15 protein-coding genes are annotated in these 19,300 nt (G+C 69.5%); 9 read left to right on the top strand and 6 right to left on the bottom strand.

Annotated features, from left to right (window positions below; translation table 11 throughout):
• The first annotated feature begins 152 nt into the window (after positions 1 to 152).
• Positions 153 to 2,618 (top strand): zinc-dependent metalloprotease, encoded by a 2,466-nt coding sequence (locus tag D1604_RS04670; protein WP_119412364.1) that lies wholly within the window; start codon positions 153 to 155, stop codon positions 2,616 to 2,618.
• Between the two features lie 53 nt (positions 2,619 to 2,671).
• Positions 2,672 to 4,468, top strand: coding sequence for a DUF885 domain-containing protein (locus tag D1604_RS04665; RefSeq protein ID WP_119412363.1), 1,797 nt, complete (start codon positions 2,672 to 2,674; stop codon positions 4,466 to 4,468).
• A gap of 34 nt (positions 4,469 to 4,502) precedes the next feature.
• On the opposite strand, the gene D1604_RS04660 is transcribed toward D1604_RS04665, so the two are convergent.
• The 5 genes from D1604_RS04660 to D1604_RS04645 all read right to left on the bottom strand — a co-directional run bounded on the left by D1604_RS04660 (position 4,503) and on the right by D1604_RS04645 (position 8,223).
• Positions 4,503 to 4,823 (bottom strand): YdeI/OmpD-associated family protein, encoded by a 321-nt coding sequence (locus tag D1604_RS04660; RefSeq protein ID WP_119412362.1) that lies wholly within the window; start codon positions 4,821 to 4,823, stop codon positions 4,503 to 4,505.
• A 79-nt stretch (positions 4,824 to 4,902) separates the two neighbouring features.
• Positions 4,903 to 5,370 (bottom strand): MFS transporter, encoded by a 468-nt coding sequence (locus D1604_RS15875; RefSeq protein WP_233551888.1) that lies wholly within the window; start codon positions 5,368 to 5,370, stop codon positions 4,903 to 4,905.
• Positions 5,262 to 6,110, bottom strand: coding sequence for an MFS transporter (locus D1604_RS04655; RefSeq protein WP_199683667.1), 849 nt, complete (start codon positions 6,108 to 6,110; stop codon positions 5,262 to 5,264). Before D1604_RS04655 ends, D1604_RS15875 begins: the two co-directional genes overlap by 109 nt.
• Positions 6,111 to 6,167: 57 nt before the next feature.
• A complete protein-coding gene (locus D1604_RS04650; RefSeq protein WP_119412361.1) occupies positions 6,168 to 7,574 on the bottom strand; it encodes a sensor histidine kinase in 1,407 nt (468 codons plus the stop codon).
• Positions 7,552 to 8,223, bottom strand: a complete 672-nt coding sequence (locus D1604_RS04645) for a response regulator (protein WP_081650917.1) — start codon at positions 8,221 to 8,223, stop codon at positions 7,552 to 7,554. Before D1604_RS04645 ends, D1604_RS04650 begins: the two co-directional genes overlap by 23 nt.
• Before the next feature lie 146 nt (positions 8,224 to 8,369).
• Here D1604_RS04645 and D1604_RS04640 point away from each other — a divergent pair, with 146 nt between their 5' ends.
• Genes D1604_RS04640 through D1604_RS04610 form a run of 7 tightly spaced genes read left to right on the top strand, consistent with a single transcriptional unit; the run spans position 8,370 to position 18,874 of the window.
• Positions 8,370 to 9,629 carry an isochorismate synthase gene (locus tag D1604_RS04640; RefSeq protein WP_233551864.1) on the top strand — a complete coding sequence of 420 codons (1,260 nt, stop codon included), beginning with the start codon at positions 8,370 to 8,372 and terminating at the stop codon, positions 9,627 to 9,629.
• Positions 9,626 to 11,254 carry a (2,3-dihydroxybenzoyl)adenylate synthase gene (locus D1604_RS04635; protein ID WP_119412359.1) on the top strand — a complete coding sequence of 543 codons (1,629 nt, stop codon included), beginning with the start codon at positions 9,626 to 9,628 and terminating at the stop codon, positions 11,252 to 11,254. The genes D1604_RS04640 and D1604_RS04635 overlap by 4 nt, the downstream gene beginning before the upstream one ends.
• Complete coding sequence (locus D1604_RS04630) at positions 11,251 to 11,898, top strand: isochorismatase family protein (protein ID WP_119412358.1); 648 nt, start codon at positions 11,251 to 11,253, stop codon at positions 11,896 to 11,898. The genes D1604_RS04635 and D1604_RS04630 overlap by 4 nt, the downstream gene beginning before the upstream one ends.
• Positions 11,895 to 12,158 (top strand): phosphopantetheine-binding protein, encoded by a 264-nt coding sequence (locus D1604_RS04625; RefSeq protein ID WP_003167400.1) that lies wholly within the window; start codon positions 11,895 to 11,897, stop codon positions 12,156 to 12,158. Before D1604_RS04630 ends, D1604_RS04625 begins: the two co-directional genes overlap by 4 nt.
• 10 nt (positions 12,159 to 12,168) lie before the next feature.
• A complete protein-coding gene (locus D1604_RS04620; protein WP_119412357.1) occupies positions 12,169 to 16,059 on the top strand; it encodes a non-ribosomal peptide synthetase in 3,891 nt (1,296 codons plus the stop codon).
• Positions 16,056 to 16,826, top strand: coding sequence for a 2,3-dihydro-2,3-dihydroxybenzoate dehydrogenase (locus D1604_RS04615; protein WP_119412356.1), 771 nt, complete (start codon positions 16,056 to 16,058; stop codon positions 16,824 to 16,826). Before D1604_RS04620 ends, D1604_RS04615 begins: the two co-directional genes overlap by 4 nt.
• Before the next feature lie 35 nt (positions 16,827 to 16,861).
• Positions 16,862 to 18,874 (top strand): TonB-dependent receptor, encoded by a 2,013-nt coding sequence (locus D1604_RS04610; RefSeq protein WP_119412355.1) that lies wholly within the window; start codon positions 16,862 to 16,864, stop codon positions 18,872 to 18,874.
• 27 nt (positions 18,875 to 18,901) lie between these two features.
• On the opposite strand, the gene D1604_RS04605 is transcribed toward D1604_RS04610, so the two are convergent.
• Entirely contained in the window at positions 18,902 to 19,297 is a 396-nt protein-coding gene (locus D1604_RS04605) for an OsmC family protein (protein WP_119412354.1), read from the bottom strand.
• Between the last annotated feature and the right edge of the window lie 3 nt (positions 19,298 to 19,300).

Below are 19,300 nucleotides of genomic sequence, written 5' to 3'. Positions count from 1 at the left end.
GAGCGAACGGAAGGCTGAGCCCCCGACTTCGCAAAGCCGCCTGCATGTGAAATGTTCAGATACATTATTCGATCATAAGGTCTGGCCGGCTTGCGCTTGCAGGCGTTCAGTGTTCTGAACGCGGCAGTTCAAGCGGTCGGAGGGGGAAGCCGATGTTACGCAAGGTTCTGCTGGCGAGCGTCGCCGGTCTGGTGATGCTCGGGGCGTCGGCTCAGGCGACAGCGCAGTCCGCGCCCGCGACGGCGGCGGCCACAGCCGCCTGGCAGGACGGCCTGTTCGGCGTGCGGCTGGACCGCGAGAAGGGGCGGGTTCTGGCGCGTCTGTCGCCGCCGGACGCCGAGGGCGTGATCGGCCGCTACCTGTATCAGCCGGGCCTGTCGGCGGGGCTGGGCATGGATAACGCCGGGCTGGACCGATCCGGTCTGGGCCAGACGCAGATCGTAGCCTTTCACAAGGTCGGCGGCCGGGTGTTCGCCCGGTTCGAGAATCACCGCTTCCGCGCCTTTGACGCCAGCGACGACGAGCAGAGGGCGGTCGCCGCCTCCTTCGCCCCCTCGACCGTCTGGGCGACGGATGTGATCGAGACGGGCGCCGACGGCTCGGTTGTCGTCGACCTGTCCGGCTTCCTGACGCGCGATGCGGTCAATATCGCCGGGCGACTGAAGCGGGCCAGCCTCGGTTCGTTCAAGCCGGCGCAGGATCTGGGGCATCTGGCGCTGGATCAGACTCTGGTGTTCCCGGACAACGTCGAACTTCAGACGGTTCAGACCTTCACCAGCGACGAGCCGGGCGGCGAGCTGTCGCGCATCGCGCCGGATTCGCGCGCCGTCACCCTGACGGTCCAGCACTCCTTCATCCGCCTGCCGGACGACGGCTTCCAGACCGTGCCGCACGATCCGCGCGGCGGCAGCATCGGCCAGGCGATGGCGGTGGATTTCGCCGCGCCTCTGGATCAGCCGGTGATGAAGCGGATGGCGCGCCGCTTCCGGCTGGAGAAGACCGATCCCTCGGCCGCCCGTTCGCCGGTCAGGAAGCCGATCGTCTTCTACGTCGACCGGGCCGCGCCGGTCGCCATCCGCGAAGCCCTGATCGAGGGCGGCAACTGGTGGGCGCAAGCCTTTGAAGAGGCGGGGTATCAGAACGCCTTCCGGGTCGAGGTGCTGCCTGAAGGGGCGCATCCGATGGACGCCCGTTACAGCATCATCGCCTGGGTCCACCGCGAGACGCGCGGCTGGTCGACCGGCAGCACGGTCAGCGATCCGCGCACTGGCGAGATCGTGCGCGGCGTGGTGCAACTGGGCTCGCTGCGCGACCGTCAGGACAAGATGATCATCGAGGGGCTGGTCGGCGCCGCCCGCGCAGGGACGGGCGCCGAGGACGACCCCGATCGTCTCGCCTATCACCGCCTGCGTCACCTATCGGCGCACGAAATCGGCCACTCGATCGGCCTGGCTCACAACTTCGCCGCCTCCATGTATGAGGGGCGCGCTTCAGTGATGGACTATCCCGCGCCCTGGGTGATCGCCGACGGCGACCGGCTGGACTTCAGCCAGGCCTATACGACCGGCGTCGGCGCCTGGGACCGCTACGCCATCGACTGGCTGTATGGCGATACGCCGGGTCAGGATCCGCAGGCGCGTCGTCTGGCTCTGGCGGCAGAGGCGCAAGGAAAGGGCTATCGTTTCGTCGGCGACAATGACACCCGACCTCTGGGCAGCCTTCAGCCCTATGGCGCCATGTGGGACAACGGCGAAGATCCGGTGGCGGAGTTCGCCAACACTCTGGCGGTTCGCCGTATCGCCCTGTCGCGTTTCGGCCTGGGCAATCTGCCGGCGGGCGCGCCGGCGGCGGACCTGCGCCGGGTCATCGTGCCGATCTATCTGTATCACCGCTATCAGACCACGGCGGTCGGGCGTCAGATCGGCGGCGTCGACTACAGCTACGCCGTCAGCGGCGCCGGGCATGAGCGGGCCGAGGTCGTGCCCGCCGACAAGCAGCGCGCGGCGCTGGAGGCCCTGATGCAGGCGCTGTCTCCGGCCGAACTGGACCTCAGGGACGACCTGATCGACCTGCTGTCCTCGGTGCAGTCGGGCAATCCGGATCGCCAGACCCAGATCGAACTGTTTGAGGGCAAGACCGACGCTGTGTTCGACCCGTCCTCGGCGGCGGCTGCGGCGACCGAGGTGGTGTTCGAGACCCTGCTGGCGCCCGAGCGGTTGAATCGTCTGATCGAACAGCAGCGCCGCGATCCGGGCCAGCTGGGCTTGGTCGAGACGCTGGATCGGGTGGCTCTGGCCGTCGGTCCGGGCGCCGTCCTCAGCCCGCGACAGGCCGAACTGCGCCGCGTGGCCCGCGCCCGCTACGCCGCCCATCTGTCGGCCCTGATGCAGGGCAAGGACCTGTCATCGACCGCTCAGGGCGTGGTGCGCGACAGCGCCCGCCGCTTCGGCGAACAGTTGAAACGCTGCCGTGGCGATCGGCTGGAGACGGCGCAGTGCTCCTATCTGGCCGAAGCCCTGACAGGGCCGGTCGAGGGGCTGAAGGCGCTCAGCGCGACCCTTCCGGTCGCTCAGCCGGTTCCGCCGGGCGCGCCGATCGGCGGCGGCGAGTGGCATTGACGCTGGCCTAGGCTTCGGCCGACGCCCGTGCTGGTAAGAATAGGAACAGTATCATGAGAACCCTGCTGCTGACGGCCTGCGCCGTTTCGTCCCTTCTGGTCGCGTCGGTCCCGGCGGCGGCGTTCGCCGCCGAGGCTTCTCCGTCCGCCGCGCAGATGCAGCAGGCCGGGGCGCGGCTGAAGGCGCTCTATGAGGCGGAAACCGAGGCCGGGATGGCCCGCACCGGCCGGGTCAAAGGCGCCGACGGCGAATACGGCCCGGCGGATCGTCTGGCGGACGTCAGCCCGGCCGCCCAGCAGCAGCGTCTGACCTATGTGCGCGGACTGTTGCAGCAACTGGACGGCATTTCGCTGGACGAGCTGTCGGACGAGGACCGCATCAACGCCGCCGTCTTCCGCACCAATCTGGAGCATGCCCTGATCGACGGTCAGGCTCGCCAATGGGAGATGCCGTTCAACAGCGACAGCTCCTTCTGGACCTATCTGGATCAGGCCCGCAGCCTGCGCACAGCCGAGGACTACAGCGCCTTTATCTCGCGAATGCGCGACATCCCGCGCTACTTCGACCAGCAGAAGGCCAATATGCGCGACGGCCTGGCGCGCGGTTTCAGCGTGCCGCGCGTGACGCTGGAAGGCCGCGAAGCCTCCATCACCAACTTCATCACCGACACGGCCGAGGCTAACGCCTTCTACGCGGCCTTCCGCCATATGCCTTCGACCGTTTCGGCGTCCGACCAGGCGCGCCTGCGCGCCGAGGCCGCGACTGTCATCAATGAGGCGGTGATCCCGGCCTATCGGTCGCTGCTGGACTTCTATCTGAAGGAATACCAGCCGCGCGCCCGTACCACGCTGGCGGCCCGCGACATGCCTGACGGCGTCGCCTTCTACGAATCCCAGGTCCGCAAATATACGACGCTGGATCTGAGCGGCGAGGAGATCCACCAGATCGGCCTGTCCGAGGTCGCCCGCATCCAGGCCGAGATGCGCCAGACGATGGCCGACGCGGGCTTCACCGGCTCGTTCGACGAGTTCCTGCATTTCCTGCGCACCGACCCGCAGTTCTACGCCAAGACGCCGGACGAACTGATGATGGTGTCGGCCTGGGTCGCGGTGCGGGCCGATGGCGAGATCGGCAAGCTGATCGGCAAGCTGCCGCGCCGTCGCTACACTATCATTCAGGTGCCTGAGGCGCTGGCCCCCTTTTACACGGCGGGACGCGGCGGGCTGGAAGCCTGCCAGATGAATACCCACAACCTGCCCAGCCGCCCCCTGTACAACATCCCGGCCCTGACCCTGCATGAATGCGCGCCGGGCCACAGCTTCCAGATGGCGCTGGCCGAGGAGCAGGACGCGGGGCCGACCTTCCGTCGCCACACCTACTTCTCAGGTTATGGCGAGGGCTGGGGCCTCTATACGGAATGGCTGGGCGTCGAGATGGGCATCTATCGCACGCCCTATGAGAACTTCGGCCGCCTCAGCTATGAGATGTGGCGCGCGGCGCGTCTGGTGATCGACACCGGCGTGCACCTGAAGGGCTGGTCGCGCGAACAGGCCATCGACTATCTGGCGGGTCACACCGCCCTGTCGCGCCACGAGGTCGAGACCGAGGTGGACCGCTACATCAGCTGGCCCGGTCAGGCCCTGTCCTACAAGCTGGGCGAGCTGACCATCCGCCGTCTGCGCGGCGAGGCCGAGGCCGCTCTGGGCGAGCGTTTCGATCCGCGCCCGTTCCACGACGAAATCCTGGCTTTGGGCTCGGTGCCGCTGAACACGCTGGAGGAGCATATGCGCGCCTTCATCGCGCGCGGCGGCAAACCCGCTGAGACGGCCAAGGCGGTCGCCGCTCAATAAATACGGGCGACAGACGAGAGAAGGCGAGGGCGCGTCAGGGCTTGGACGCGCCCTTGCTTTTTTGGTCGATCAGGACGGCCTGTTGCCATCGGCTCGGCGCCTTGTCGGTGCGGTGGATGCAGCCCGCCCAGCAGCAGGGGCGGCGCTTGCCCTCCCGCAGTTCCTCTACGGTCCGCCCGATGCGTCGCTGGCGCGTCGCCGGTTGTTTGGCGTCATCAACCCAGCAGATGAACTCATTGCGACCCAGCGGCGTCAGGTTTCGCCACAGGTCGAAAATCTCGGCGTCCGCCTTCAGGGCGTCCTGAAGATCCGCAGCCGCCTGATGCACGGTTCCGTGCGGAAAGCCGTCTGACATGGGGCCTCCTGAGTTCGGCTGATCTGTCAGCATCCTCGGAATATAAGAGGCAAACCGATCCCGGCGACAATATTCGGCTTCAGATCTCATGGGCCTTGAGGCGGGTCGCAGGCCACAGGGCGGCGATCAGGATCAGACCGGCCGATACGGCGTAAGGCGCGCTGTGCGCCGCCTGATAGGCCAGGGTTCCCGCCAGCGGGCCCAGGACGGCGCCCAGACCCTGCGCAGCGCCCACGGCTCCGGCGGCGGCGCCTTGCTCATGGGTTTCGACGGCGTTGGCGGCGAGGGCCGACTGCGAGGGATAGACCCAGCCCATACCCGCCGCGATGACGCCATAGGCGATCCATAGCTGCACCGGCGTAGCGGCGAAGACGGCGCCGATGAAGCCGACAGCGGCGATGCCTGCGCCGATACGAATGAAGCGCGAGGGCGCCCAGCTTAACCGGCGCAGCACCATCTGCGAGGCGAACAGAACCACGCCGACCACGGCCAGGGCGACGCCCGCCGTGCGCGCCGCCTCATTGGGCGACAGGCCGAAGCGGTCCAGCGCCAGGAAGCCAACCACCACCTGACACACGACCACGCCGCACATGGCGCAGAATGCGGTGACGACGGCGCGGGGATGCGAACGTCGGAGAGCTTCAGCACCGACTTCCGTCGCGTCTCATGCGGCGCGTCGGCCGGCAGGAAGCGCCACACGGCGATGAAGGCCAGAACGGGCAGGGCGGAGATGATCATCAGGGCGGCGCTGAGGCTCCATCCGGCCAGCAGTCCCGCGGCGCCCGGCCCGACGACCATGCCCAGGGCGCTGGCGGCGCCGACGGCGCCCATCGCGCGGGCGCGCTCGGCCGGGGGCGTATGGTCGGCCACCACGGCGGCGCAGACCGGAGGCACGGCGGCGTAGAAGGCCCCGGCGGCGGTGCGCGCCGCCGTCATGCCCAGAAAGCTGATGATAGCCGCCGGGACCAGCGCCAGGGCCGCGTTCATGAACAGGCCCAGCGCCGCATAGCTGACGGCGAATCCGGCCAGGGCGATCAGCAGAACCTTGCGCCGTCCGATCTGATCGCTGCGCACGCCCCAGAAACGGGCCATCAGCATCCAGGCCACGCCCGCCGCCGTCACCGCCGCCCCGACGTGCCAGGGCTGAAGCCCCAACAACCGCGCCATCGGCCCGACCACGGCGACGAAGGCCATCATCGACAGGCTGCCGACGCCCGCCGTGAACAGCAGCGGCTTCAGGCTGAAGGCGCCGCCGGGGGCTGCGACGGTCGTGGTGGCGGAAGTCATGAGACGCTCCTGAACGGGATGGAGCGGCTTGATCGGCTAATTGAGAACCAATTGCAACTAGGGCTTGGCCATTGTGGCGGGCAGGGCCAGCTCCACCGCCAGACCCGGCTGATTGTCCTCCAGCCGCAAGTCGCCGCCGTGCGCCCGCGCGACAGCGGCCACCATCGCCAGACCCAGCCCTGCGCCCGAGGCGTGGCTGCTCTCGCCCTGATCCAGGCGATAGAAGCGGCGCAGCACCTTTTCGCGCTCGGCGTCCGGCACGCCGGGGCCGTGGTCGGCGACGCGGACGACCGCCCTGCCGTCTGCGCTGGACGTTGAGACCGCGACCTGGCCGCCGCCGTGGAAGACGGCGTTCTCGATCAGATTGGCCAGGGCCTGCTGCAGCAGAGCGGGGTCGGCCTCGACCGTTCCGGCAGGGGCGAGGGTGGCGGCCAGAAGCCCGCCCGCTTCTTCGACGAAGGGGCTGTAGATGTCTGCCACGGCGCCGGTCAGGACGGCGAGGTCCAGCGGTTCGGTCTTCAGGGCGGCGTCGCCGCTTTCGATCCGCGCCAGCGTCAGCAGGGCCTCGAACAGGGCGCTGACCTGATCAGTCTCCTCAAGCGCGCGTTCGACGGCGGCTTCACGCGCTTGGGCGTCATTCAGATTGGCGGCCAGATCCTCCAGCCGGTTGCGGACCCGGTTCAGAGGCGCGCGCAGTTCATGGGCCACGCCCTCGGACAAAGTCTTCAGCGTCGTCAGCGCCGCCTCCTGCCGGTCCAGCATCCGGTTGAGGTTGGCTGATAGTTCGTTGAACTCCCGCCCCAGGCCGACAGCGGGCAGGCGGGCCGAATCCTGACCGGCGATGATGCGGCCGACCGCCTGGTTGACGTCCTCCAGCCGCCGCAGGAACAGCCGTCCGGCGAACCAGCCGCCAGCCAGCGCCAGCAGGATCAGGGCGATCCCGCTCATCAGAGCATAGCGGCGGATGCCGCCGCGCAGTTCGTCCAGATGCTGGATGTCGCGTCCCACCGCCAGCAGGCCGCCGTCGGACGCCCGCGCGCTCAGCGCCAGCATGTTGGGCGTCTGGTCGGGCCAGCGGGCGGGGCGCGCCTTGTTGGGCAGGTTGCGGCGGAAGCCGGTCTCATTGACCGCCAGCCGCGTCAGGCCGTTGGAGAACGTGCTGCCGTCCGGCGCCTCGACCAGCAGCAGATAGCGCCGGGCGTCGCGGTTGCGGGCTTCAGCGTTCAACTCCTGCACCAACTGGGCCGTGCCATGCCGGTTGGCGTCGGCGCGCATCACGTCCATCTGGTGGTTCAGCCCGTCGCGGACCTCGGCCTCGGCGAAGCGCATCAGGCCGTAGTCCACCCCCGCGATCATCACCGCCGCGCCCAGGCCGAACAGGACCGAGAAGGCGGCGGCGTAGCGCAGGCTGGCCGTGGACCAGACCGACGGACGTTTCGGCTCAGTCCGGAGCCTTGAGGACATAGCCCACCCCCCGGATGGTGTGGATCAACTCCTGATCGAAGCCCCGATCCACCTTGGCCCGCAGGCGGCTGATGTGGGCGTCGATCAGATTGGCGCGCGGGTCGAAGTGGAAGCCCCACAGGCTTTCCAGCAGCATGGTGCGCGTCACCGCATGACCGGCGTTGCGGGCCAGCCGCTCCAGCAATTTGAACTCGTGCGGGGTCAGGTCCAGCGGCTTGCCCGCGCGGGTCGCCCGGTGGGCGGCCACGTCGACCTCCAGGTCGGCCACCCGATGCCGCGTCGTGGCCTCGGCCAGCGGCGGGCGTCGGACCAGCGCCTGAAGGCGCGCGCTCAGTTCGCTGAAGGCGAAGGGCTTGACCAGATAGTCGTCGGCGCCCGCGTTCAGCCCCGCCACCCGGTCGTCGACCGAGCCCAGCGCCGTCAGCATCAGCACCGGCGTTTTCAGGCCGCTCGCGCGCATGGCCTGCACCGCTTCCAGGCCGGGCAGGCCGGGCATCATGCGGTCGGCGACGATGGCGTCGTACTCGCCCTCCATCGCCATGTGCAGACCCGTCTCGCCGTCGTTCGCCTCATCGACCGTATGTCCTTGCTGGCGCAGGCCTTCGGCCACGAAGGCGCGGGTTCGGGCATCATCGTCAATGACAAGCATTCGCATGAGCGCCCTTCTAAACCTCTGCAGCGAAACGACCAGACCGGCTTGGAATTAATCTCGCCGCAAGACAACGCGAAGGTTGCTCCGCTATAGGCCGGTTGTTGCGAATGATATGCAACAGCTTGAGTGCGGCAGGGACCAGCATGGAGTCGAGAGTAGCGGAATTCTGGGGGGCGCCCGATCTGTCGGTTCAGATCGGCGGCGGCGCATCCGAACGGCAAGAGGTCGCCGCGCCGAAGGATGACATGGACTGGGCTTTTGGACTGACCACGCCGGAGCTGCGGCTCTTCACCACGGGTCTGAAGCAGCGGCTGACGCCGGGACCGGCGGCGACGCTGGGCGCGCGGGTGCGCCGCTTCTTCGCTGACCTGCCCGTCGCGCCGGAAACCGATGAGCCGTCGCCGCGCCTGCTGGTCGGCGCCCTGCCGTTCGACCGCAAAGCCGACGACTGCCTGTTCCTGCCCGAGCGCGCGGCCAACCGCATCTGGGATATGCCTTCAAGCGCGTCTCATCCGTCGATCCGCGCCCTGACGCCCGAGCCGTCGCGCGCGGCCTATGAGGCGGCTGTGACGCAGGCGCTTGAGGCCATGCGCGCCTCGCAAGGCGGCGCCGAGCCGGTCGACAAGGTGGTGCTGTCGCGCAGCCTGAAGGTTCAAGGCGACGGCGCGATCGACCCCTTCGCCCTGTGGCGCGACCTGAAAGCCGACCCGACCGCCGCACGCTTCCTGACGCCGCTTGGTGAAGGCCAAAAAACAGGGCAGGGCGGGGCCATGCGCCGTCTGGTCGGCGCCACGCCCGAACTGCTGGCGTCCAAGCGCGGCCCGGTCGTCTTCTCTCACCCTCTGGCCGGATCAGCTCGCCGCAGCACCGACGTGGTGCAGGACGAGGCGGCGGCGCAGAGTCTGCTGGCGTCCGACAAGGACCGCCGCGAGCACGCCCTGGTGGTCGAGGCCATCATGGACCTGCTGGCGCCCTACTGCAGCGACCTGCGCGCGCCGCCGGGACCGGCGCTCGTGTCGACGCGGACCATGTGGCACCTGGGCACCCGCATCGAGGGGCGACTGCATCGCCCTGACGAAACCTCCGCCGCCGAACTGGCCGCCCTGCTGCATCCGACGCCCGCCGTCTGCGGCTCGCCGCGCGACCGGGCGGCCGAGATGATTCACGCGCTTGAAGGCTATGACCGGGGCTTCTATGCCGGGGCCGTGGGCTGGACCAACGCTTTCGGCGATGGCGCGTGGTACGTCTCGCTGCGCTGCGCCGAGACGTGCGGTGATCAGGCGCGTCTCTATGCCGGGGCGGGCATTGTCGAAGGCTCCGACCCCGCCGCCGAGGCGGACGAGACGTCAGGTAAGTTCCAGGCCGTCCTGCGCGCACTGGGCGTGGATGAGGCGAGCGTATGATTCCCCTGCAACAGATCTGGCCGGACGACATGGCGGCGCGTTATCGGGCCAAGGGCTATTGGCGCGGCGAGACCTTCTCTCAACTGCTGCGCAGCCGCGCCGAGGCGCAGGGCGACGCTGTCGCCGTGGTCGGCTTGGACCAGCGCTGGACCTATGGCGAACTGCTGGAAAAGGCCGAGACGGCCGCCGCCGGTTTCCTGGCGCTGGGGCTGAAGCCGGGCGACAGGGTGGTGGTGCAGTTGCCGAACCTGCCCGAGTTCCTCAGCGTGATTTTCGGCCTGTTCCGGGCGAAGCTGATCCCCGTCTATGCGCTGCCCGCGCACCGCTCGACTGAGATCGTCCACTTCGTGACGCGGGCCGAGGCGTCGGCCTATGTCGTCGCCGATCGGCACGAAGGGTTCGACTACCGCGCCCTGGCCCGCACCGTTCAGGCCGAGGTTCCGGACCTGCGCCATGTGGTCGTGGTGGGCGAGGCCGAGGAGTTCGCATCCTTCGATGGTTTCCGCGCCGATCCGGCGTCTCTGCCGACGCAGGACGCCGATCCGTCCGATGTGGCCTTCCTGCAGATTTCGGGCGGCTCGACCGGCCTGTCCAAGCTGATCCCGCGCACCCACGACGACTATCTCTACAGCGTGCGCGAAAGCGCCGACATCTCGGCGCTGGAGCCGGAGAGCGTCTATCTGACGGCCCTGCCGGCGGCGCATAACTTCCCGATGAGCTCGCCCGGCTATCTGGGCGCTCTCTATGTCGGGGCGACGGTGGTGATGGCGCCGTCGCCGTCGCCGGACGTCTGCTTCCCCCTCATCGAACGCGAGGGGGTGACGATCACCGGCCTTGTGCCGCCTCTGGCCCTGTTGTGGATGCAGGCGGCGGCCAAGAAGACCCACGACCTGTCCAGCCTTCAGGTGCTGCTGGTCGGCGGGGCGAAATTCCTGCCCGAGGCGGCGCGTCGCGTGCGCACCGAACTGGACTGCACCCTGCAACAGGTGTTCGGCATGGCCGAGGGTCTGGTCAACTACACGCGGCTGGACGACCCCGAGAGCCTGATCGTCGAGACGCAAGGGCGACCCATCAGCCCCGACGACGAAATCCTGATCGTCGACGACGCAGGCGCGCCGGTGGCCGAGGGCGAGCCGGGCAATCTGCTGACGCGCGGCCCCTATACGATCCGTGCCTATCACAACGAACCGGCGGCCAATGAGCGGTCCTTCACCGACGACGGCTTCTACCGCACCGGTGACGTGGTGCGGCGCACGCCCGAGGGCTACCTCGTGGTCATGGGCCGGGCCACCGACCACATCAACCGCGCGGGCGAGAAGATCTCGGCCGAGGAGGTCGAGGATCACCTGCTGGCCCACCCGGCCGTCTTCGACGCCGCCGTGGTGTCGGTGCCCGACGACTATCTGGGCGAACGTATCTGTGCCTTCATCATCCCCAACGGCGCCCCGCCGCGCGGCGTCGAGCTGAAGGCCTGGATGCGCAAGCGCGACATCGCCGACTTCAAGGTGCCGGACCAGATCGTCTTTGTCGAAGACTTCGCCGTGACCGCCGTGGGCAAGGTCAGCCGCCGCGAACTGCGCGCGGCCCTTCGCCAGCGCATTCTGGAAGAAGAGGGCAAGGCGTGACCGTTTCCAAAGGCCTGCCCACCGTCCCGGCCTACGCCCTGCCGACCGAGGCGGAGATTCCCGCCTCGCGCGCCCAGTGGACGTTGCAGCGTGATCGCGCCGCCCTGCTGGTCCACGACATGCAGCGCTATTTCATGCGCCCCTATGCGCCGGGCGCCGAGCCTCTGCCGGGCCTGATCGCCAACATCGCGCGCCTGATCGCGGCGGCGCGGGCGGCGGGCGTTCCCGTCTTCTACACCGCCCAGCACGGCGATCAGGATCGCCGCGACCGGGGTCTGCAAGCCGACCTGTGGGGACCGGGCATGAGCCGCGCGCCCGAGCATGAAGAGATTTTGCCTGAACTGACCCCGGCGCCAGGCGACTTCCCGCTGATCAAGCACCGCTACAGCGCCTTCCAGCGCAGCAACCTTGAGACGCTGATGCGCGTGCGGGGGCGGGACCAGCTGATCGTCTGCGGCGTCTACGCCCACATCGGCTGCCAGCTGACGGCGGCCGAGGCGTTTCAGCGCGATATTGAACCCTTCTTCGTCGCCGATGCGCTTGGCGACTTCTCGCGCGACAAGCATATGGGCGCGGTGGCCTGGGCCGCCGACACCTGCGCCGTGGCCCTTTCGACGGCGCGCGTTCTGGAACGACTGACATGACCAAGCTGACCCCGCAGGATCTGACGCTGGAGCGGATGCGCGCCGACATCGCCGCCGTGCTGCACGAAACGCCGGACTCCATTCTGGACGACGACAATCTGATGGACCTGGGCGTCGACTCCTTACGCGCCCTCAACCTGTCGCTGGCGTGGAGCGAGGCGGTGCCGCTGGAGTTCAGCGAACTGGCCGAACACACCACGCTCGCAGGCTGGTGGAGCGTGGTTCAGGCGCGCCTGCGCGCCGCCGGTCACGACGCCTGACGCCAGTATCATGGACGACGGACGCATGGCGGCGGCGCTGGAATACCCGCTGACGGAAGCTCAATCCGGCCTGTGGTTCGCCCAGAGGCTGGACCCGGCCAACCCGATCTTTAACACGGCCCACTATCTCGACATTAGGGGCGATCTGGATGTCGAGGCTTTCCGCGCCGCCGTCGATCAGACCGCGGCTGAGGCCGAGGCCCTGTCGCTGCGTTTCGTCGAACGAGACGGCCAGGTCTTCCAGACGCTCGACCCGACCCATCGGCCCCAGCTTCAGATCGTCGACGTATCCGCTGCCGCCGATCCGGTCGCCGAGGCCATGGCCGCCATGCGCCGCGATCACGAGACGCCGCTGGACCCGACCCGCGACCCGCTGGCCGCCAACATCCTGTTCCTGATGGGGCCGCAACGCTTCCTGTGGAGCCTGCGCGTTCACCACCTGGCCACCGACGGTTTCGGCATGGCCCTGCTGACCAGCCGTGTGGCCGAGCTTTACAACGCCGTGCGCGGCGGCCCGGCGCCCGGTCCGGCCTTCAACCCCATCGCCAAGGTGTGGGAGGAAGACGCCGCCTATCGCGCCTCGGACAAGCGCACGGCCGACGCCGCCTACTGGCGCGAGATCATGGGCGACGCGCCCGAGGTCGCCTCTCTGGCGCCCGGCAAGGCCACGACCGCCCACCGCTTTCACCGCATCGAACGCGCCCTGACGCCTGAGGTCACGGCCCGCCTGCGCGCCCGCGCCGACGCCGGGCGCCTGTCATGGCCCGACGTGCTGACCGCAATCGGCGCGGCCTACGTCCGCCGCTTCTCGGGCGCGGAAGAGGCCGTGATCGGCGTGCCGTGGATGGGCCGCATGGGCAGCGCCTCGGCGCGCACGCCCGCCATGATCATGAACGTCCCGCCGCTGCGCCTGACCCTGGACGAGGACGCGCCGCTTGACGAGCAATTGATCCTGGCCTCCAAGGCCCTGATCAAGACCCGCCGCCACGGACGTTACCGCAGCGAGCAGTTGCGGCGCGACCTGGGCCTGATCGGCGGGGCGCGGCGCCTGTATGGGCCGCTGGTCAACGTCCTGCCGTTCGATCTGCCGCCGCGCTTTGCGGGGCTGGATACGACGTTGAAGGTGCTGGGCACAGGCCCGGTGGACGACATCAGCTTCACCTTCCGCGGCGACGCCGCCCCGGCCCTGACGCTGGAGGTCGACGCCAACCCCGACCTCTATACGCTGGAGGAGGCCGCCGCCCACGCTGAGCGTCTGGCCGCCTTCCTGACCAATGCGCTGGACGCCGAGACCCTGGGTGAAGTCCCCATCGCCACGCCGCAAGAAGCCGCGCGCGAACTCGAAGCCTTCAACGCCACCGCTCACCCGGTCCCCGACACGACCCTGACCGCCCTGCTGGAGGCGGCGATGAAGGCGACGCCGGACGCCCCGGCGCTGACCTTCGGCGACCAGACCCTGACCTACGCCGAACTGGACCGTCGCACGGCGGCGCTGGCCTCGGCGCTGGCGGCGCGCGGCGTGGGGCGCGAGAGCCTGGTGGCCGTGGCCCTGCCGCGATCGCTGGAGCTGGTGATCGCGCTGGTCGCGACCTTACGCGCAGGCGGAGCCTATCTGCCGCTGGATCTGGAGCATCCGGCCGAGCGGATCGCCGCCATCGTCCGCGCTGCGGGTCCGACTGTCGTTCTGGCCCATGAAGACATCGGCGGCGCCTTCGGCGAGGCCCTGCTGGCGCCCGCCGACTGGCCGCTGGACGGGGCTGCGCCTGCGGTGGCTCAAGGAGGCGAGGACGCCGCCTATGTCATCTACACCTCGGGGTCGACCGGCGATCCCAAGGGTGTGCTGGTCGAGCATCGGGCCATCGTCAATCGCCTGCTGTGGATGCAGGCCGAGTACGGCGTCGGCGCCCAGACCCGCATCCTGCAGAAGACGCCCGCCACCTTCGACGTGTCGGTGTGGGAGTTCTTCCTCGCCCTGATTTCGGGCGGCGAACTGGTCGTCGCCCCGCCCGGCGCGCACCGTGATCCCGCGGCCATCGCAGGGCTGATCCGCCGCCATGCGATCACCGACCTGCACTTCGTCCCCTCCATGCTGTCGGCCTTTCTGGCCGATCCGGCGGCGAAGGGCATCGCGGTCGCCCACGTCTTCTGCAGCGGCGAGGAGTTGCCCGCCGAACTGCGCGACCGTTTCCACCAGACGGTGAGCGCCGAACTGCACAACCTCTACGGCCCGACCGAGGCGGCGGTGGATGTCAGCTATTGGGCTGCCGGGCCGGACGATGCGTCCCGCCCCATGCCGATCGGCTGGCCGGTGTGGAACACGCGGCTGGTCATTCTGGACGAGCGGCTGCGCCCCGTGGCGCCCGGCATGGGCGGCCATCTGCATCTGGGCGGGGTCCAACTGGCGCGCGGCTATCTGAACCGGCCCGACCTGACTGAGGAGCGCTTCATCCCTGACCCGCACCATTCGGGCCAGCGGCTGTATCGCACCGGCGACGTGGCGCGCCGGCGGGCGGACGGAGCGGTGGTCTATCTGGGCCGCAGCGACCATCAGGTAAAGATCCGCGGCCTGCGCATCGAACTGGGCGAGATCGAAGCCGCCGTCATCGCCAGCGGTCTGGCGCGCGAGACGGTGGTGCTGGCCCGCGAAGACCGTCCCGGCGAGCGCCGTCTGGTCGCCTATCTGGTCCCGGCCGAGGGTTATGACCCCGCCGCTCTGAAGGCGAAGCTGGCCGCGCGCCTGCCCGACTATATGGTGCCCGCCGCCATCGTGGCGCTGGACGCCCTGCCGACGACCTCCAACGGCAAGCTGGACCGCAAGGCGCTGCCCGCCCCGGTGTTCGAGGCCGCTGCGGGCCGTGCAGCCGAGACGCCGACCGAGAAAATCATCGCTGAACTGTTCGCCGAGACGCTGGGTAGGTCCGAACCGGCGGGCGCCGACGACGACTTCTTCACCCTGGGCGGCGACTCCCTGCTGGCGGTGCATCTGATGATGCTGATCCGCGAGCGGCTGGGACGCGATCCGGGGCTGGGGGCCCTGTTCGACCGGCCGCGCGTGGCCGAACTGGCCGCCCTGATCGACGCCGAGGCGCTGGACTTCGACAACGGGCTGGGCGTGCTGATCCGTCTGGCCGAGGGCGATGCGGCCCTGCCGCCGCTGTTCCTGATCCACCCGGCGGGGGGGCTGTCGTGGGGCTATCGCACCCTGGCGCGCGCCCTGTCGCCGCGCCGCACGGTGTGGGGCGTGCAGTCGCCCGCGCTGGACCCGGACAACGCCCTGCCGGACGGGATCGAGGCGCTGGCGTCGGTCTATGTCGATCACATTCTGGCCTTGGGCGCGCCCGGTCCGGTTCACATCGCAGGCTGGTCCGTCGGCGGCATCATCGCCCAGGCGGCGGCGGTCGAGCTGGAGCGACGCGGCGTCAAGGTCGGCCTGATGGCCATGCTGGATTCCTATCCGGCCGAGTGCTGGCGCGCCGAGCCGGAGCCGGACCCCGTCGACGCCATGCGCGCCCTTCTGGCCATCGCCGGATACGACCCGACCCACTATCCCGAGCTGCGCAGCCGTGCGGCCATTCTCGCCTTCCTGAAGGCGGGCGACAGCGCGCTGGGCGGTCTGCCCGAGGCGGCGCTGGACGGGGTGATCCGCGTGGTGCTGGACACCAACCGTCTGGTGCGCGAACACCACCACAGGCCGTTCGGCGGCCGCACCACTCACGTCCGCGCGGCGCTGGATCACAAGGATCGCGACCTGACGCCGGGCCTGTGGCGGCCTTACTCGCCCGATCTGGACGTGGTCGAGGTTCCCTTCCTGCACCCGCAACTGACCGGCCCGGCGGCGACGGCCTTGATCGCCCCTGCGCTCGACGCCCGCATGACCGCCTTCGAGGAGATCGCACGATGAGAGACAGCGGACTGTCCGGCCGTCTGGCCCTGGTCACGGGCGCGGGTGGCGGCATTGGCGCCGCCGTGGTGCGCTTGCTGGTCGAGGAGGGCGCGCGCGTGGTCGCGACCGACCTGCCGTCCACCGCCCTGTCGGGTCTGGCCTTCCTGAACGGCGTGCGGGTCGAGGCGCTGGACGTGTCCGACGGCGCGGCTGTCGAGACCCTGTTCGAGCGCATCGAGGCCGAGGACGGCCCGATCGACCTGGTGGCCAGCGTCGCGGGCGTCCTGTCCAATGTGACGGTGGATCAGACTTCTGACGCCGAATGGCGCCGCGTCTTCGCGGTCAATACGGATGGGCCTTTTCACCTGGGTCGTGAAGTGGCGCGCCGGATGGGCGAAAGAGGCAAGGGCGCCTTCGTCACCGTCAGCTCCAATGCTGCGGGCGTACCGCGCCATGCGATGGCGGCCTATGCCGCGTCCAAGGCGGCGGCGACCATGTTCACCCGCTGTCTGGGGCTGGAACTGGGGCCCAAGGGCGTCCGCTGCAACATCGTCGCTCCCGGCTCGACCCTGACGCCGATGCAGACCGGCATGTGGGCCGACGATGACGGCGCGGCCCGCGTCATCGCCGGTTCGCCGGAAACCTTTAAGACCGGGATTCCGTTGCAGAAGCTGGCGACGCCGGAAGACATCGCCGAGGCCGTGGTCTTCCTGTTGTCGGATCGTGCGGCGCACATCACCATGACGGACCTCTACGTCGACGGCGGAGCGACCCTGCGCGCCTGACGCCGAGGCCGGTTTTTTACGGGGGCGTTTGGGTTTTGGACATACAGCCGACGGTCGTTGACGAAGTCGTGGTCACAGCGGCGCGTCTGCCGCCAGCGGCGGGGGAGGCGGCCTTTTCGGTCGTGCGGCTGGATGGGCTTGCGCTCGATCGGTCGACGCGGCTGGATGAGGCGCTGGCCAGCGTGCCTGCGGTCTCCCTGTTCCGACGCACCACCAGCCTGTCCGCCAATCCGACGACGCAGGGGATATCGCTGCGCGCCATCGCGCCGTCAGGGGCGGGGCGGACGTTGGTGACTCTGGACGGCGTGCCGCTGAATGATCCGTTCGGCGGCTGGGTCCTGTGGTCGCAACTGCCGACTGAGGCTCTGGAAAGCCTCGATATCGTGCGCGGCGCGGGTGCCGGTCCCTATGGCGCGGGCGCCCTGACCGGGGTGATTCAACTGCGCGAGCGGGAACGCGGCGGGGTGCTGGACGCCTCGATCGCCGAAAGGGGTGGGGCGCGGCTGGCCGGGGCGGGCGGGCTCGACGCCGGCCCTCTGCGGCTGACGGGCTCGGCCCTTTATGAGACCAGCGACGGCTATACGCCCGTGCGCGGCGCGGCGGCCGGGACGGCGGATACTCCGCTGGATCTGACGAGCAAGGCGGCGGCGCTGCGGCTGGACGCGCCGCTGGGCGAGGCCAGTCTGTCGCTGCGCGCCTCGGCCTATGACGAAGAGCGCGGCTCGGGCCTCATGGGGGCGCGGTCCAGCGCCAGCGGCCACCTGCTGTCGGCCACGGCGGCGAAGCGGCCGCAGGACGGCGGCTATGGCTGGCGACTGCAGGCCTGGCGACGCGAAAGCGATTTCGCCAATACCTCCGTCGCGGTGGCGGCGGACCGCAACGCGACCACGCCCGCCAATGATCAGTATGAGACGCCCGCAACCGGCTGGGGCGTCAACGCCGCGCTGCGCCGCGCCTCGCGCGACGTGGCGGGCGGACGGCTGGAATGGGAGTTGGGCGCCGACGCCCGCTTCAACGAGGGCGAGACCCGCGAACGCTTCCGCTTCATGGACGGCGCCTTCACCCGCGACCGCATCGCGGGCGGCGAGACTGCAGTGGCGGGCCTCTACGGCGAGGCATCGTGGCGCAACGACCTGTGGCTGGTGGCCGGGGGCCTGCGTCTGGACAGCTGGAAGAATGAGAACGGCCGCCGTCTGGAGCGTGATCGGGCCGATGGAACGGCGACCCTGGACGAGGCCGATACCGACCGCTCGGGCGAGGTGGTCAGCGCGCGTCTGGCGGCGCGGCGCTTCCTCGGCGGCGGCTGGGCGGGGCGGGCGGCGGCCTATTCCGGCTTCCGCCCGGCGACGCTGAACGAGCTGCACCGCCCGTTCCGGGTCGGCAACGACCTGACCGAGGCCAACGCCGCCCTGGTTCCCGAGACCCTTCAGGGCGTGGAGGCGGGGCTGGCCTATGAGGGGCCGATCGCGGTCTTCGGCGCGACCCTGTTCTGGAACCGGATCGAGGACGCCATAGTCAATGTGACCATCGGCGAGGGGCCGGGATCCTTCCCGCGCGCAGGCTTTGTTCCGGCCGGCGGCGTGCTGCGTCAGCGTCAGAACGCCGGGACCATCGAGGCGACAGGGATCGAACTGACGGCGCGCCGCAGCCTGCCCGGCGGTCTGAGTCTGGACGGCGCCGTTTCCGTCACCGACGCCCGCATGGACGGCGGCTCGGCGGCGCCGCAGCTGACGGGCCTGCGTCCGGCCCAGGCGCCGATCTGGAGCGCCACGGCCGGGCTGGACTGGCGCGCCGGCGACCGTCTGACCCTGGCCGCCCAGGCCCGCTATGAGAGCAAACGGTTTGAAGACGACCTGAACAGCCGCGTTCTGGGCGCCGCCGTCGTGGTGGACGCCCGCGCCGAATGGCGGATGACCCCCGCCGCCATGATCTGGGCAGCCGCCGACAACCTGTTCGACGAAGCGGTCGAGGTGTCCGAGACTGGAACCGGCGTCGAGGGCTACGGCCCGCCGCGCACCCTGCGGCTGGGCGTCCGCTGGACCTACTGAGGGCGCAGGCCCCGCGGCGGCAGGGCGTTACGCCAGCCTTGTGTTGACTGGGACGCCGTTCTTGATCGCCAAGGTCACCGGCGTGCGCTCGGCCACATCGGCCAGGCGCGCGCGCTGGGCGTCATCCAGCGAACCGACAGGCGTCAGGACGCGCTCGATCCGGGGCGGATTTTCGCCTCCCAGGTATTCGAGCTGAACGTCGAGCGCTTCCAGCGGCCAGTCCTTCCGCTCGGCGTACATCTTCAGCGTGATGGCCGTGCAGGCCCCCAACGCCGAGATCAGCAGGTCGAAGGGCGCAGGTCCCTGATCGTCTCCATTCAGCCTTCGCGGCTCGTCGGCGATCAGCTGGTGTTGCAGGTCGCCGCCCGTCCGGATGGCGGTCCGATAGCGGGCGGCGCCGATGTTGGCGTGTGCAATGGCCATGAG

It is taken from the genome of Brevundimonas sp. LPMIX5, assembly GCF_003576505.1.
Classification (GTDB): domain Bacteria; phylum Pseudomonadota; class Alphaproteobacteria; order Caulobacterales; family Caulobacteraceae; genus Brevundimonas; species Brevundimonas naejangsanensis.
The sequence above is the reverse complement of the archived record's forward strand: the minus strand, read 5'-3'. Positions and strand labels throughout refer to the sequence as shown.

Coding starts and splice junctions, on each gene's coding strand:
- D1604_RS04655 (WP_199683667.1), bottom strand. CDS start 6,110: ATGACTTCCGCCACCACGACCGTCGCAGCCCCCGGCGGCGCCTTCAGC.
- D1604_RS04640 (WP_233551864.1), top strand. CDS start 8,370: ATGGAGTCGAGAGTAGCGGAATTCTGGGGGGCGCCCGATCTGTCGGTT.
- D1604_RS04670 (WP_119412364.1), top strand. CDS start 153: ATGTTACGCAAGGTTCTGCTGGCGAGCGTCGCCGGTCTGGTGATGCTC.
- D1604_RS04645 (WP_081650917.1), bottom strand. CDS start 8,223: ATGCTTGTCATTGACGATGATGCCCGAACCCGCGCCTTCGTGGCCGAA.
- D1604_RS04615 (WP_119412356.1), top strand. CDS start 16,056: ATGAGAGACAGCGGACTGTCCGGCCGTCTGGCCCTGGTCACGGGCGCG.
- D1604_RS04635 (WP_119412359.1), top strand. CDS start 9,626: ATGATTCCCCTGCAACAGATCTGGCCGGACGACATGGCGGCGCGTTAT.
- D1604_RS04605 (WP_119412354.1), bottom strand. CDS start 19,297: ATGGCCATTGCACACGCCAACATCGGCGCCGCCCGCTATCGGACCGCC.
- D1604_RS04625 (WP_003167400.1), top strand. CDS start 11,895: ATGACCAAGCTGACCCCGCAGGATCTGACGCTGGAGCGGATGCGCGCC.
- D1604_RS04650 (WP_119412361.1), bottom strand. CDS start 7,574: ATGTCCTCAAGGCTCCGGACTGAGCCGAAACGTCCGTCGGTCTGGTCC.
- D1604_RS04620 (WP_119412357.1), top strand. CDS start 12,169: ATGGACGACGGACGCATGGCGGCGGCGCTGGAATACCCGCTGACGGAA.
- D1604_RS04660 (WP_119412362.1), bottom strand. CDS start 4,823: ATGTCAGACGGCTTTCCGCACGGAACCGTGCATCAGGCGGCTGCGGAT.
- D1604_RS04665 (WP_119412363.1), top strand. CDS start 2,672: ATGAGAACCCTGCTGCTGACGGCCTGCGCCGTTTCGTCCCTTCTGGTC.